General features: G+C 56.1%; 18 protein-coding genes. 7 read left to right on the plus strand and 11 right to left on the minus strand.

Translation table 11 applies throughout. The features are described 5' to 3' along the window. Positions 1–32 precede the first annotated feature (32 nt). Both AC2FH0_RS14195 and AC2FH0_RS14200 read right to left on the minus strand, forming a co-directional pair. A complete protein-coding gene (locus AC2FH0_RS14195) occupies positions 33–821 on the minus strand; it encodes an SseB family protein (protein ID WP_281972684.1) in 789 nt (262 codons plus the stop codon). Further along, entirely contained in the window at positions 814–1,401 is a 588-nt protein-coding gene (locus AC2FH0_RS14200; RefSeq protein ID WP_496690991.1) for a uracil-DNA glycosylase family protein, read from the minus strand. Before AC2FH0_RS14200 ends, AC2FH0_RS14195 begins: the two co-directional genes overlap by 8 nt. 228 nt (positions 1,402–1,629) lie before the next feature. Between AC2FH0_RS14200 and AC2FH0_RS14205 the strand changes: the two genes are divergently transcribed. Genes AC2FH0_RS14205 through AC2FH0_RS14220 form a run of 4 tightly spaced genes read left to right on the plus strand, consistent with a single transcriptional unit; the run spans position 1,630 to position 6,191 of the window. Next, positions 1,630–2,289: an ABC transporter ATP-binding protein gene (locus AC2FH0_RS14205; RefSeq protein ID WP_142636630.1), complete on the plus strand. Its 660-nt coding sequence runs from the start codon at positions 1,630–1,632 to the stop codon at positions 2,287–2,289. After that, complete coding sequence (locus tag AC2FH0_RS14210) at positions 2,267–3,841, plus strand: KpsE/RkpR family capsule polysaccharide export protein (protein WP_496690992.1); 1,575 nt, start codon at positions 2,267–2,269, stop codon at positions 3,839–3,841. Before AC2FH0_RS14205 ends, AC2FH0_RS14210 begins: the two co-directional genes overlap by 23 nt. Positions 3,842–3,846: 5 nt before the next feature. Beyond that, the gene (gene kdsA, locus AC2FH0_RS14215; RefSeq protein ID WP_496708714.1) at positions 3,847–4,680 is read left to right on the plus strand and encodes a 3-deoxy-8-phosphooctulonate synthase; all 834 of its coding nucleotides are present in this window, start codon (positions 3,847–3,849) and stop codon (positions 4,678–4,680) included. Positions 4,681–4,694: 14 nt separating this feature from the next. Continuing rightward, complete coding sequence (locus AC2FH0_RS14220) at positions 4,695–6,191, plus strand: phosphomannomutase/phosphoglucomutase (protein WP_496708713.1); 1,497 nt, start codon at positions 4,695–4,697, stop codon at positions 6,189–6,191. 31 nt (positions 6,192–6,222) lie between these two features. Here AC2FH0_RS14220 and AC2FH0_RS14225 read toward each other — a convergent pair whose 3' ends face one another. Next, complete coding sequence (locus AC2FH0_RS14225) at positions 6,223–8,181, minus strand: AsmA family protein (protein WP_496708712.1); 1,959 nt, start codon at positions 8,179–8,181, stop codon at positions 6,223–6,225. Positions 8,182–8,277: 96 nt separating this feature from the next. Here AC2FH0_RS14225 and rimO point away from each other — a divergent pair, with 96 nt between their 5' ends. Then, entirely contained in the window at positions 8,278–9,666 is a 1,389-nt protein-coding gene (gene rimO / locus AC2FH0_RS14230) for a 30S ribosomal protein S12 methylthiotransferase RimO (RefSeq protein ID WP_496789637.1), read from the plus strand. A 34-nt stretch (positions 9,667–9,700) separates the two neighbouring features. Here rimO and AC2FH0_RS14235 read toward each other — a convergent pair whose 3' ends face one another. Continuing rightward, positions 9,701–10,057 (minus strand): diacylglycerol kinase, encoded by a 357-nt coding sequence (locus AC2FH0_RS14235; RefSeq protein ID WP_496690995.1) that lies wholly within the window; start codon positions 10,055–10,057, stop codon positions 9,701–9,703. Between the two features lie 131 nt (positions 10,058–10,188). Next, positions 10,189–10,377, minus strand: a complete 189-nt coding sequence (locus tag AC2FH0_RS14240) for a hypothetical protein (protein ID WP_142636616.1) — start codon at positions 10,375–10,377, stop codon at positions 10,189–10,191. A 226-nt stretch (positions 10,378–10,603) separates the two neighbouring features. Between AC2FH0_RS14240 and AC2FH0_RS14245 the strand changes: the two genes are divergently transcribed. Further along, the gene (locus AC2FH0_RS14245; protein ID WP_496701530.1) at positions 10,604–10,846 is read left to right on the plus strand and encodes a CDGSH iron-sulfur domain-containing protein; all 243 of its coding nucleotides are present in this window, start codon (positions 10,604–10,606) and stop codon (positions 10,844–10,846) included. Here the strand turns inward: AC2FH0_RS14245 and AC2FH0_RS14250 are convergent, their stop codons facing one another. The 5 genes from AC2FH0_RS14250 to AC2FH0_RS14270 all read right to left on the minus strand — a co-directional run bounded on the left by AC2FH0_RS14250 (position 10,847) and on the right by AC2FH0_RS14270 (position 12,778). After that, complete coding sequence (locus AC2FH0_RS14250; protein WP_496689582.1) at positions 10,847–11,104, minus strand: DUF6455 family protein; 258 nt, start codon at positions 11,102–11,104, stop codon at positions 10,847–10,849. Beyond that, complete coding sequence (locus AC2FH0_RS14255) at positions 11,101–11,373, minus strand: DUF6455 family protein (RefSeq protein ID WP_496789638.1); 273 nt, start codon at positions 11,371–11,373, stop codon at positions 11,101–11,103. Before AC2FH0_RS14255 ends, AC2FH0_RS14250 begins: the two co-directional genes overlap by 4 nt. Before the next feature lie 10 nt (positions 11,374–11,383). After that, positions 11,384–11,641 carry a DUF6455 family protein gene (locus AC2FH0_RS14260; RefSeq protein WP_496693872.1) on the minus strand — a complete coding sequence of 86 codons (258 nt, stop codon included), beginning with the start codon at positions 11,639–11,641 and terminating at the stop codon, positions 11,384–11,386. 64 nt (positions 11,642–11,705) lie between these two features. Next, on the minus strand, positions 11,706–12,074 hold the full coding sequence (locus AC2FH0_RS14265) for a YigZ family protein (RefSeq protein WP_142636608.1): 369 nt from the start codon (positions 12,072–12,074) through the stop codon (positions 11,706–11,708). Then, a complete protein-coding gene (locus tag AC2FH0_RS14270; RefSeq protein WP_142636606.1) occupies positions 12,071–12,778 on the minus strand; it encodes a M48 family metallopeptidase in 708 nt (235 codons plus the stop codon). The genes AC2FH0_RS14265 and AC2FH0_RS14270 overlap by 4 nt, the downstream gene beginning before the upstream one ends. A 122-nt stretch (positions 12,779–12,900) precedes the next feature. Here AC2FH0_RS14270 and AC2FH0_RS14275 point away from each other — a divergent pair, with 122 nt between their 5' ends. Next, positions 12,901–13,146, plus strand: coding sequence for a DUF8831 family protein (locus AC2FH0_RS14275; protein ID WP_271949269.1), 246 nt, complete (start codon positions 12,901–12,903; stop codon positions 13,144–13,146). Here AC2FH0_RS14275 and AC2FH0_RS14280 read toward each other — a convergent pair. Next, a complete protein-coding gene (locus AC2FH0_RS14280; RefSeq protein ID WP_496706668.1) occupies positions 13,137–13,412 on the minus strand; it encodes a DUF167 domain-containing protein in 276 nt (91 codons plus the stop codon). The two genes, AC2FH0_RS14275 and AC2FH0_RS14280, sit on opposite strands and share 10 nt — an antisense overlap. Positions 13,413–13,480 lie beyond the last annotated feature (68 nt).

The raw sequence follows: 13,480 nt of genomic DNA on the forward strand, positions 1-13,480 counted from the left end.
CGCGCATCAATCTGCGAAGCCCCATTCTACCATTACTTGAGCAAAGGCGGTTTGTCCGGATCGCGCCCAGGAGCGATATGCGCATTCACACGCGCCTCAGGCTGCGGCAGATCGTACCGCAAACCCACCCGCGCCAAAGACGCTGCGGCCGTGTCACTTGATTTGAAAAAACCTACGTCCATTGCCCCAGCTTCGACCCCGGAAAAGGTAAGCGCTTCGGATGCGGCCTTGGCCAGAGCTGCCTCTGCCCCTTCGACGGCATCGACAAAACCCAGCAAATGCCCGAACCCACCTTCAGCCGTTTTGGTGCTGACCAGATAGGCGGCTTGCGCCAACCCAATGGCCGTAGCCAGCTTGGCGTCCAAAGCTGTCAGCAGTTCGTCGGGCAACCCCGATGGAGCCAGGAACTCGGACAGGTGCTGTTGCACCTCTTCGGGACCATGCTGCAAAGTTTCCACCAACCAGCCCAATGCCTCGGGCGGGATCAACATCGAGGACGGGGCAACCTCAAGGTTCAACCCCAGCCCGATCCCCTGCCCCGACAACATAGACGATAAAACCCGCCCCGACAGCGCAACATAGGGCACCGGGCGGTCTGCGAAGCGGGCCAGCCGGTCTTCGCGATCGAAAGCCAGCACAAAACGCCCATCTGCCACATCGAACAATTCGGGCGAAATATTCTCGTTCTTTGCCTCTTCCGTCAGCATCAGGAACAGCTCACTGTCAGCCAGCCGTTCAAAGAAACGCAGACGGGCCGCATCATCCTGCGGAGCAGCCTCAGCCGCGGCATGGGCGGCGTCCAGAGCCGAAATCTCAGTCATTCAGAACCTCTTGCACCCGTGCGCGCAAAACCGGCAACAGATCGGCTTCGAACCACGGGTTTTTCTTCATCCATGCCGTATTCCGCCAGGACGGATGAGGCAAGGCAAAGACCCGCGGCGCATAGTCCCGCCAGTTGCGGACGGTTTCGGTGACTGACCCACGTGACTTCAGGTGATATCTATGGGCGTGCCCCCCGACAAGAATGGTCAACGGCACAGGCCCAAGATCCGCCATGACCCGATCGTGCCAAGTCTGACCGCATACTGACGGAGGAGGCAAATCTGCCTTGCGCGCATCATAGCCAGGAAAGCAAAACGCCATTGGAACGATCGAGACACGCGAACGGTCATAAAACAGCTCCTCATCAACACCCAACCACGCCCGAAGCCGATCACCGGAAGGGTCGGTAAAAGGGCGACCCGACGCATGCACTCGTGCCCCCGGAGCCTGACCACAGACCAAAATGGGCGTGTCTTTGCGGAACCAGACAATGGGTCTTGGTTCATGCGCGGTTTCGGTTGCCGCAAATCGGTCGGCACAAATACGGCAGGCCTCTATTTCTTTTTCGAGTGGGTTCATGAGATCGCAATCAGTGCCGCATCAGATGGTTAGTGTTCTGAAAGCAAGATAGGTAACACACATCCAGACGCCAACAGATGCAAAAGTCACATTACCAAAAACGACCCCCGGAACGCATTGATCATTTATTTCATAATTCGACATAATGTGGCCTATATGGCGCCGTAGAGGTACCGTTCTTTCGCCGGTCCGAACGGCGCAACAACAAGATAAACCCGCAGGCTTTGGATGCTTGAGTTTGAAAATGTCAGCAAGTCCTTTTGGACCGGGACGCGCCGAAAGGTGATTCTGGACAGAGTGTCTTTTCGCGTCGAACTTGGCACATCCATCGGTATTCTGGCCCCGAACGGTACCGGAAAAACCACCCTGATCAACATGATGGCCGGACTAGAGAAACCCGACGAAGGGGTCATTCGCAAATCCTGCCGCGTCTCTTTTCCGATGGGATTTACCGGCGGAGTTTCAAACAAGCTGTCGGCTCTGGAGAACTCGCGCTATATCGCCAAAATCTATGGTATGGACCCGGACTATGTCGAGGCATATTGCAGTTGGCTGTGTGGCCTGGGTGAATATTTCAATCAACCGCTGGCGACCTATTCATCCGGTATGCGGTCGCGGTTCACATTTGCGTTGATGCTGGCTCTGGATTTCGACATGTACCTCATCGACGAAGGGATGCCGGCCACAACAGATGTTGAATTCAACAAAAAGGCAGGCGACATTCTGCAGGAACGGCTGCGCACAACAACACTGGTCATCGTCTCTCACAACCCGGCCCTGCTTGAAAAATTCGCGCGTCAGGCGGCGGTATTAGTGGATGGTCAGCTTCACTTGTTCGAAACCTTGGAAGAGGCAAAGCAGTTATATGACTACCAAACCCAGGGCTGATAAATACAACTGGCGTCGCAAACGGCGGTCTGCGGGAAATGCCGAAACGCGCGAAGACGCGATCTCGCGCATTCGCCAGGCCACACAGGCGCCCGGCGCAGCAAATGAACCGCCAGTAGGGACCGAGATCGACGCTATCAAACGCGAAGGACTGACCGGCCGCCAACTGAGGGTGGCACGTCGTCTCGCCCAGAAAAACGGTCTTGCGGCGACTTCGGACTATGATGCAGTTCGGTTGTTGCGCAAAAAGGGAATTGATCCGTTTGAACGCTCCAGTCTGCTGAACCTTGCCTCGGAAAAGAAAACTTCGGACGAGCAGACGAATGATCGCATCACGATCCACCTGCCCCAGACCGTGAAAGATGCACCAGAGAATCTGCCCGGACCCGAGATGAGCCCGGCCGAGCGGCGTGAACGTGAAATCGGACAGATTCAGAGGGACATCGCCCGCCGCCGCCGTCGCAAACTGTTCGCTCTGTTTGCGCGGCTTGCGGCCTTTGTCCTGCTACCTACCTTTGTCGTGGGTCTCTATTTCTATCGGATCGCGACCCCAATGTACGCCAGCAACTCTGCCTTTCTGATCCTTCAGGCGGACGGGGGCGCGGGCTCTATTGGAGGGCTTCTGGCAGGGACCCAATTTGCGACCACGCAGGATTCGGTTGCCACCCAGGAGTTTCTGGAATCGAAAGATGCGCTTGAACTTTTGGACACAGAGGCCGGTTTCGCTGATGTGTTCAAACAGGACTGGATCGACCCCATTCAGCGATTGTCCCCAGACGCCAGTCTCGAAGAGGCTTACAAGCTGTACAAACGCATGATCACGGTCGGATATGACCCGACCGATGGCCTGATCCGGATGGAGGTGGCGACACCTGACCCCCAGACTTCGGCCGCGTTTTCACGAGAACTGATTTCCTATGCCGAGCAACGGGTAAACGCGCTGACCGAAAAGAAACGCGAAGACCAGATGAAAGATGCCCGGGAAGGGTTTGTAAGCGCTCAGGAAGAACGCAAGAAAGCTCAGGAAGACCTGATCGAGCTTCAGCTGCAAGGCGCAATCCTTGACCCTGAAAGCGTCATTGCCGGGTTGCGGGGCCGCATAAACGAAATCGAGACGCTTATTCAGGACAAAGAACTGCAGCTTGCAGCCTTGTTGGACAATCGCCGCCCAAACAAAGCCAAGGTGGATGGCGCACAGGCCGATATCGCACGGCTTACGGTTGTGCTGGAGGAATTGAACGCCGAAATGCTGGATGTCTCTGCCGGCGAGAATTCGCTGGCCAGGCTGAGTGTTCGGATTCAGATGGCACAGGCCGATCTGGCCGCTCGGGATATGATCCTGCAATCAGCTATGCAGCATATGGAGACAACCAGGACCGAAGCCAATCGTCAGGTTCGGTATCTGACGGTTTCCGTCAATCCTGTTCCCAGTCAGGAACCCAGCTATCCGCGCAAGTTCGAAAATACGATTTTGGCTTTCCTGTTGTTTGCTGGTATCTACCTGATGATCTCGCTTACCGCGTCGGTCCTTCGTGAACAGGTATCCTCGTAAGACACATGAAACATGTAAAAATCTCCGATCTCACGGTCGGCAATGATCTTCCGCTGACGATCATCGCCGGTCCCTGCCAACTGGAATCTGCGGATCATGCCCAAATGATCGCAGGAAAAATGAAAGAGGCCTGCGACGCCGCCGGGGCGCAGTACGTCTTTAAAGCCTCGTACGACAAGGCGAACCGAACTTCGCTGTCGGGTGCGCGAGGTATGGGAATAGACACAGGGCTCAAGGTTCTGGATGACATCCGCAAAACCTTGGGCATTCCAGTGCTGACTGACGTACATACCGAAGCCCAGTGCGCGATTGCGGCCGAGGCTGTGGACGTGCTGCAAATCCCTGCCTTTCTATGCCGACAAACAGATATGCTGCTCGCAGCTGGCGAAACCGGCAAGGCGGTTAATGTCAAAAAAGGACAGTTTTTGGCCCCATGGGAGATGGGCAACATCGTGAGCAAGGTAGAAAGCACTGGGAACACAAACATCCTGCTGACAGAACGCGGAACTTCGTTTGGATATAATACGTTGGTCGCTGACATGCGCGGCCTGCCGCAGATGGCCAAAACGGGATACCCGGTCGTAATGGATGCCACACACTCGGTACAGCAGCCTGGCGGCAAAGGTGGTTCTACTGGTGGGCAGCGAGAATTCGCGCCCGTGATGGCCCGCGCTGCGGTTTCGCTTGGCATCGGTGCGGTTTTTATCGAAACCCATCAGGACCCTGATACTGCACCTTCCGACGGTCCTAATATGATCCCATTGGACCAGATGCCGCAGCTCATCGATACATTGATGCGTTTTGATGCGTTGGCCAAGGCCAACCCTATCCAGATCTGAACAAGAGTATTCCCATGACCAAACCCAACCCCGAGGTGACTCCGAACACCTGGAGCTTTCTGCGCGACGCAATGATCAAGCCAACCGGCTTTCGCGAATATGATGCCCGCTGGAAATATCCAGAAGAGATCAACCTGCCGGGCATGACCGCACTGGGGTTGGGTCTGGGCACACAGATGCGCAAGCGTGGGATTGAACCCGTGATTGCTGTAGCCAATGATTATCGTGATTATTCTCTGGCCATTAAAAATGCCCTGATCCTGGGCCTGATGCAGGCGGGAATTCAGGTAAAGGATATCGGCCCGGCGCTTAGCCCGATGGCCTATTTCGCTCAGTTCCATCTGGACGTTCCAGCGGTGGCCATGGTCACGGCCAGCCACAATCCAAATGGCTGGACCGGGGTCAAGATGGGGTTTGAACGTCCCCTGACCCATGGCCCGGACGAGATGTCGGAACTGCGAGACATTGTTCTGAATGGCGAAGGGCAGACCCACCCTGGCGGGTCCTACGAATTCGTTGATGGCGTGAAAGAGGCCTATATCGACGATCTGGTCGGCGATTTCAGAATATCCCGACCTCTCAAAGTGGTCTGTGCCACAGGGAACGGCACCGCATCCGCCTTTGCCCCGGAAATCTTTGAACGCATGGGGGTCGAAGTCGTGCCCAGCCATAACCAGCTGGACTATACCTTCCCGCATTACAACCCGAACCCAGAAGCGATGGAAATGCTGCACGACATGTCCGATACCGTGAAAGCCAGCGGTGCCGACATGGCGCTGGGGTTCGATGGTGACGGTGACCGCTGTGGCGTTGTGGATGACGAGGGGGAGGAGATTTTTGCTGATAAGGTCGGCGTGATCATGGCCCGCGGTCTGGCCAAGATTTACCCCAATGCCACCTTTGTCGCCGACGTGAAATCAACCGGCCTTTTTGCCAGCGACCCCGAGTTGAAGGCCCGCGGGGTCAAGGCAGATTATTGGAAAACCGGCCACAGCCACATGAAGCGGCGAGTCAAAGAGATCAACGCGCTGGCTGGGTTCGAAAAGTCGGGGCATTACTTTTTGGCCGAACCGATTGGCCGTGGCTATGATTGCGGCATGCGCGTCGCGGTTGAGATCTGTAAACTGATGGACCGCAACCCGGACCAAAGCATGTCCGACCTGCGAAAGGCACTACCGAAAACATGGTCGACACCGACCATGTCCCCCTATGCAGCGGATACCGAGAAATACGACATACTCGACCGTTTGGTCGCAAAGCTGGTCGCCAAATCCGAAGCCGGAGAGACGCTTGCAGGTCGCCCGATCAAGGAAGTGGTCACTGTCAACGGTGCCCGAGTCATTCTGGACAATGGCAGCTGGGGGTTGGTGCGCGCCTCGTCGAATACGCCCAATCTGGTGGTCGTCTGCGAAAGCAGCGAAAGCGAAGAAGAGATGCGGGCCATTTTTGCGGATATCGACGCGGTCATCCGAACCGAACCGGGTGTCGGGGATTACGACCAGACCATCTGAGCGTTGGTGTCGGGGCTCTGGCCCCGACACTTCAATTTCCGCCAAACAGCTTAAGCAGCCCTTTCTTGGCCTCGTCCTCAAGCTTGTTCTTCAGCGCGTCCTCGACGCTGTCACCGTCAGTCCCGGCCGTACCGGTATCGCCGCCTATCTTGTCGATGACTTTCTTTTTGACATCATCCTCAAGCTCTTTGACTTTTCCTCCGGCGGCCGCTTCGATCACCTTGGTCAGGTCCGGCTTGATCGACGGATTGCTCCATGGTCCAACTATACGCACCGGAACCGACAGGCCTTCTCCCGAATTCGCACGCAGAGCGACTGGCGTGAACAGATAGTCGATATTGCGCGCTCCGATCCCGACTTTTCCTTTGCCATCCGCGCGGAAATTGTCCAGCGACATCAACAGATCGTTGTTCTGCAAAACGCCCTTATCAATGGTGAAGCTAGCCGTCAGGCTGTTGAACACGGTGGTGCCACCCGAACCTTTGCCTCGTCCCATCAGACGATCAAGGTCAAAACCCGATATCAGCCCCTTTCCTACATCCAAGCGGCCCTTACCGCTGAGAGAACGCATGATCTGATTCTCGTTCTGGCCGACGCCCAGAAACTCGAATGATCCCGACCCGGTCCCGGACAGCCGCTCGACCCCGACCAAGGCTGTCAGAGCTTGTTTGAGGTCAATGCCCTTGGCCTTTATCTTGCCGCCAACGGACAACCCATTCCGATTATTGGCCACCACCTGCCCGTTCAGCGTTCCGGAAAACAAGGTTGCCGGGTTCATCTCCAATGCAGCCCGAGACCGGTCCAGCCGCATTGTCAGGTCGCTGGGGCCAAGCGTCAGCTCGGGCAACGCGATAGATTTGGCTGTCAGTCGAATTTCACCATTGGCCAAAGCCAGCGCGGAGGCGTCGATCGGTTCCCTTGACCACCCCTCCGAGGCAGCACCCGAGCCGGAACCGCCGGAACTGGACGAGTCCGTCTGACCACTTTGATTATAGCGAGAAAGATCAAGATCACTGGCATCCAGCCGAGCGGTGATCTGTGGCGGGTTGGAAATTACAATATCAACTTCGCCTGTAAAACGGTTACTGTCGAGTGAAGCCACCAGATCGCGCACAGATATGCGGCCATCTCTGGTATAAGTCATCTGCCCCGACACATTCGCAGCGCGGCCCAACCCGTGCGGCACTCCAACGCCCTCCTGACCAAACGCAGCCAGCATTTTTTCCGTGTCTTTGGTTTCCAACTGCAGCTTGCCGTCCATCTCTCCGGCAAGGTTGACGCGCCCGTCAAACCCGATGTCACCACCGGGGGCGGCAAGCGCCAGCTCAATCTCGGATGCCGCGCCCGAGGCATAGGCCGGCAGGTCGGGTATCTTGATATCCACGCGGGCCTCACCGCCCGGAACCGGCATTTGTGCATCCAGAACCATGGGGGCCGAGACTGCTGGCCAACTAGCAGACAAATCCACATCTGCGACATCAAATCGGGCCGATCCATTTTCAACAAAGATCAGACGCGCCTGAGTCAGTTTCAGATGCTCCAGTGTCACCGCACGCGATGCATCGGCCGGTTTTGATCCACCCGAGCCGCTGGCTGTCGGGGCGACGGCCGTGTCAAACTCCCAGTTTCCGCGCCCGTCTGACAGTTCAAGTCTGAGGGTCGGATTCTCGGCAATAATCCGTTTGATCAGCACATCGCCGGACAAAATGGCCAAGGTATCGACCCCAACCGCCAGGCTTTCGGCGCTCAGCATCGGCTCAGACCCCGCCCACGAGGCATTTCCGAAGGAAACCGCCCCGGTTTCCATGCCCAGCACAGGCCAGAAGGACAGCTTAACGCCCCCCGACAGTTTCAGATCACGCCCGGTTTGTGCCTTGACCTGCTCGGCCAGAATGGTCGCCAACTTGTCGCCCGGCATCAGCAGCAACGCGCCGATGACAAGACCGACCACAGCCACCAAAAGGAACAGGATGCGCATTAGCCATTTCATTTTCTGCTCTCCGACTTATTTGGCACGCTATAAAAAGATCATTCAAAGACGGCAGCGCATTTGCAAGGGGAAGCTTTCCCCACTATATGCCGCGCCATGACCACAAACCCGCCAAACCTCCGCCCCGACCTGGCACCTGCTGCCCGGATCACTGATACACTACGTCCGAACCAGCCGACCATCGGCATGGTATCGCTGGGTTGCCCCAAGGCTTTGGTCGACAGCGAGCGGATTCTGACGCGCCTGAGGGCCGAAGGATACGGCATCTCGCCGGACTATTCAGGCGCGGATGCCGTGATTGTGAATACCTGCGGATTTCTGGACAGCGCCAAGGCGGAGTCTCTGGATGCCATCGGCGAGGCTTTGGTAGAAAACGGCAAGGTTATCGTAACCGGATGCCTGGGGGCCGAACCCGATTACATCCGCGAGCATCACCCGCGTATCATGGCCGTCACCGGACCACATCAATACGAACAGGTGCTGGACGCGGTACACAAGGCCGTGCCGCCTGATCCCGACCCCTTCGTGGATCTGCTGCCTGCGGCCAACGTTCAACTGACGCCGCGCCACTACAGCTATCTCAAGATATCCGAGGGCTGTAACCACAAATGCAAGTTTTGCATCATCCCGGACATGCGCGGCAAACTGGCCAGCCGTCCGGCGCATGCTGTTCTGCGCGAGGCGGAAAAGCTGGTCGATAACGGTGTGCGCGAATTGCTCGTGATCTCTCAGGACACGTCGGCCTATGGGTTGGACCGGAAATATGACGTGAATCCCTGGAAAGACCGTGAGGTCCGCAGCCATATCACCGATCTGGCGCGTGAATTGGGTCAGTTGGATGCCTGGATTCGTCTGCACTATGTCTATCCCTACCCGCATGTACGTGAACTGATCCCGCTGATGGCGGATGCTGGCAGCAACGTGCTGCCTTATCTGGATATCCCTTTTCAACACGCACATCCGGATGTTTTGAAACGAATGGCCCGCCCAGCTGCAGCTGCCAGAACATTGGACGAGATCGCCGCCTGGCGCGCGACCTGTCCTGACATCACTCTGCGATCCACCTTTATCGTGGGCTATCCCGGCGAGACCGAGGCTGAGTTCCAGACCCTGCTGGACTGGATGGATGAGGCGCAGTTGGATCGCGTCGGTTGTTTTCAGTACGAAAACGTCGACGGAGCCCGCTCTAACGATCTTCCTGACCATGTGCCCGCCGAGGTCAAACAGGACCGCTGGGAGAGGTTCATGGAAAAGGCTCAGGCGATTTCCGAGGCCAAACTGGCCGCAAAGGTCGACCAGACCCTGCAGGTCATCGTGGATGAGATCGATGATGAGGCCGCGACCTGCCGCACCACCGCAGATGCGCCCGAGATCGACGGCAACCTGTTCATCGACGAAGGGTATGAGGCCCTGAAACCGGGCGACATCGTCTCGGTCGAGGTAGACGAGGCCGGGGAATACGATCTATGGGGCAAGCTTCGCTAGCCTCACCAGACTGAATTGACCGACCAAAAGGCAGTCAAAAAAGGCTCAACAGCCCGATAACCCAGGCCAATCCGCCAGCCAAAGCAGTCAGTGCCACCGCAGCGCTGGCGGCGTCTTTGGCTTGCCCGGCCAATAAATTGTGTTCGGTCGAAGTATGATCCACCGCCCGTTCGATCGCCGTGTTGAACAGTTCGGCCACCAGAACCAACAGACCGATCACCAGTATCAGAGCCCGAACGCCATCGCTCAGGGGCAGCCACAGGGCCAGACCCGCAGAAACAAGATTGGTGCAGACCCAAGCGCGGAACGAGTATTCACTGTGCCAAGTGGCAGCCAATCCCTGCCAGCTCCAGCGGATGCGGTCCTTTAGATGGGTGACAAGTTTTCTCATGCGACCTCGGTAATTCAATAGGTCAAACAGAAACCCTAACACCGTATGACAGGCAATAAAAAAGCCACCCATAGGGCGGCTTTTTTGTTCGATTGTGCGGGCGGCTATGTCGGAATCCGCCCGCGAAAATCTTATTGAGCAGTCGGATTACATACGGTCTGACCTGCTTCGGTCGTCGCCAGATCTGTCCCTGCCGGGCAGCTCGGCGTGCCGTATTTGTCATAATCTGGGGTAATGTATACCGGTGTCGGCTCTTCCTGTTGTGAGCAAGCAGCCAGAACCAGGGCAAACGCACTAACGGCAGCAAATTTGAGTTTCATGTCCGTCATTCCTCTAATTAATTTCTGTTATTGCCCTGAACATGGGGCCGACTTCACAATACGGTGTGGTTGGTAATTTTGCAATAAAATCAACAGCGCGTTTGCGAAAGCAGGCAAAACCATGCCGGGGGGATTGCCCATGGAATGGGTGCCGCGTGGCAGCTACTGCTTTCGGCACATCTGTTCAGGCGATAGACTGGGGACAGTCAGCGAACGGAGAAATCAGATGCCAGAAGGTCCAGTCATTGCGCAAAAAGCGCCCTATCCAATCGAAGTAACCGAAGGAAAAAGCTATTTCTGGTGCTCGTGCGGCCGGTCCAATCGGCAGCCATTTTGTGATGGATCTCACAAAGGAACCAGCTTTGAACCGGTCAAGTTCACCGCTGATACCAGCAAGAAACTGTTCTTCTGCGGCTGTAAAAACTGCGCTAACCCACCGTTTTGCGACGGGACACATTCCAAGATCTGATCACTTCAGCCGGTTGAAAACATGGCTATTTACGCAGAACCCGGGCGCTGAACGGGGATCAGATTGCTGTACGGCCAGCCATATCGTGCATTTCTCGTGACAGTCCGAGGCCCGGCAACGCGTTACCATCTCGGCGTATTCATCCGGACTCAACCGCCCGTCGGACATGGCTTCGGTCAACGAGATCTTAAGGCATCGGGCAACAGATCGAGTCAGCCAAAAGTGCTTTTCCACGTCGCCCAGTACAGCGTGTTTCATCCCAATTCCTGCATTTGTATTACTTTCAACGCGGCGAATTGATGTTTGTTCGGGCAGGTTTGTGGTGCTCCTGCAACATCTGGATGTCTTTCCATCCAATCCGGACAGGCAGCCGCCCAGCCACATCCCTGACACAGGCGGATCATTTCAGCCCAGTCTTCCTGACTTAGCCGACCTTTATTGTGGGCCCGCACAATATCCGTACCCGTAGTTTGCCCCATCCTCAACACAAGGCGCAAATGAGTCGTGAGGTGTCCAAGGCGCGGCATTGCGGCCCCCCTAAGGGATCAACTTGCTTAACAAATCCTGGTTCCGGCAATATTCGGGTGTCTGCGTTGCCAGAACCGGTTGATTCAAAAAAGATTGGCAATGGCCCGGGTTCGGGCAATCGGTGCATCGCAGAACCGCATCGGTAATCTGATCCACCGATATATGTCCAGCGATTGCAGATTCCTGCAGATCCACCCCCAGCTTGCCAGCCATACGGTCAACAAGACCAGCATGATGCCTAAGCGTTTCGCGATCGGGCATTGGCATTCCTTTCCGTTTCGCTTTGTCCGATCAGACTAGCAATACGAAACAGCCCAAGCCTTGACGCAGGTCAAAGTCCCAATTCCAGTTCGTCCAGATAAGCCCGTGTTGCATCCTGCACCCGTCGGAATCGATCACCGCCCAGCTTTTTTCCGCCATACCATCGAGTGACAATGACGATATGACCGCTCAGTTCGGCCCTTTCCAGCATGCGCAGAATCACCATTCCGGCACCGCTTTCCCCGTCATCCGCCTTGAGCGCACCAGTGGGCAGGATTGCGGCCCAGGTATTGTGCGTGGCCTTGGCATAGCTTTTGTCAGATTTCAGATCCTGCAGGACAGCAGCCACCTCGTCACGGGAACTGACCAAAGCGCCGGACACGGCATATTTCGATCCGCGGTCCGTCAAGACAACCCCCAACCGTTTCAGTCCCGTCATTGTGTCAGCCCAAGCTGCCGCGAGGTTTCCAAAACAATTTCGACGCGCTGAGCATTCGGTGGATGGGTGCCTAGAAAACGATCGCCCGGGTCAGGAATTCGGGCAAAATAGCGGGCTCCTAACAAGGGATTATAACCTGCCCGGTGCGTGATGATCGTTCCCAACCGGTCCGCTTCCAGTTCAAAGTCCTTGACATATATCTGGGCACCCACCTGCGCGCCCAGCTTCTGCGCCTGTTCAAGATCTGCGTCATTTGCCCCCGCTATGCGTGCAAGCTCGCCAAAAATCGCGGCACTTTCTCGTGAGTTTTCGGACTGGCGGGGAATATGGCGCAGGATGTGATGAGCAGATTCATGCCCCATCACAAAGGCCAGTTCATCGGCGTTTTCCACCGATTGAATCATCGCGCGGGTGAAGATTATGACTGGTTGATTGTCGTCATCCAAGGTTTGAAAAGCATTTGCTGGTGCGCGAGGGTTCAGATCAACCACGATCGAAAAATCGCAGTTGCTGACATTACTGCGCCGCTTGCACTCTGCGCGCGCCACATCCCCGACCCTTTGACTGATTTCGCGAAAGGTCAGCACATCGACCTGAAAATCAGTTGAAGGTTGTTGCCATTCCTCTACCGGCTGAACGCGTAACGAACCAGTGTCACAGGCCGAAAGAACCAGACCAAATATCAACAAGATCAGGCGACGCATACTATTTCCTTTGGTCCGGTCATGCCTTTTCGTCGAACATAGCCCGACACAAGGCGGTTCGCCACCGGACGATTTCCCACGAACGGGTTGCATTGCAATGTTCCGCCCGGCAAGCTGGAAACATGTTTTCGATTGAGCATGAATTCGACTCGACGGTCATAACCCTGGTGGACGAAGGCGAAAAGCCTTTGAACGAGGATGTGGTCATTAACAATTTTGCAGAATGCGTAACGCTGGAACAACTGGATCCGCGCACTGACCAGGTTCAGAAGATTACGCTTTCGCCCGAACAGGTTCGTGATCTGGCTGCGGCACTGGATCTGCCCGAAGGTGTTTACCAAATTCGCGAAACTCCCGATCAGGCCTGACACACAAAGACTTTCTCGCGCGATGTCTGGCCGCGCTTCAGGATCAGTGCGGACGGAGCAACCCCCAGCGCCACCGCCAGAATCTCCCGCGTGGCTTCATTTGCCCTGCCGTTTTCGGGCGGTGCAGTGATATATATTCTGATCGTTCCGTCCTGAACCAAAATCCTGTCTGCTGCGGCTTTCGGGGTAACCCTGACCGCAATCTCAGCATTCGGTGCTACACGGTCGCTCAGGTCTGGAAGATTTCTTAGTTTCGGTTTTCCCATTGGCACCTTCTGTTAACAAAGACCCTTGCACGGTTGGGCGGGGAATGAAATTGATCCAACTGGTCCAG

The organism is Ruegeria sp. CDSC051, assembly GCF_059610665.1.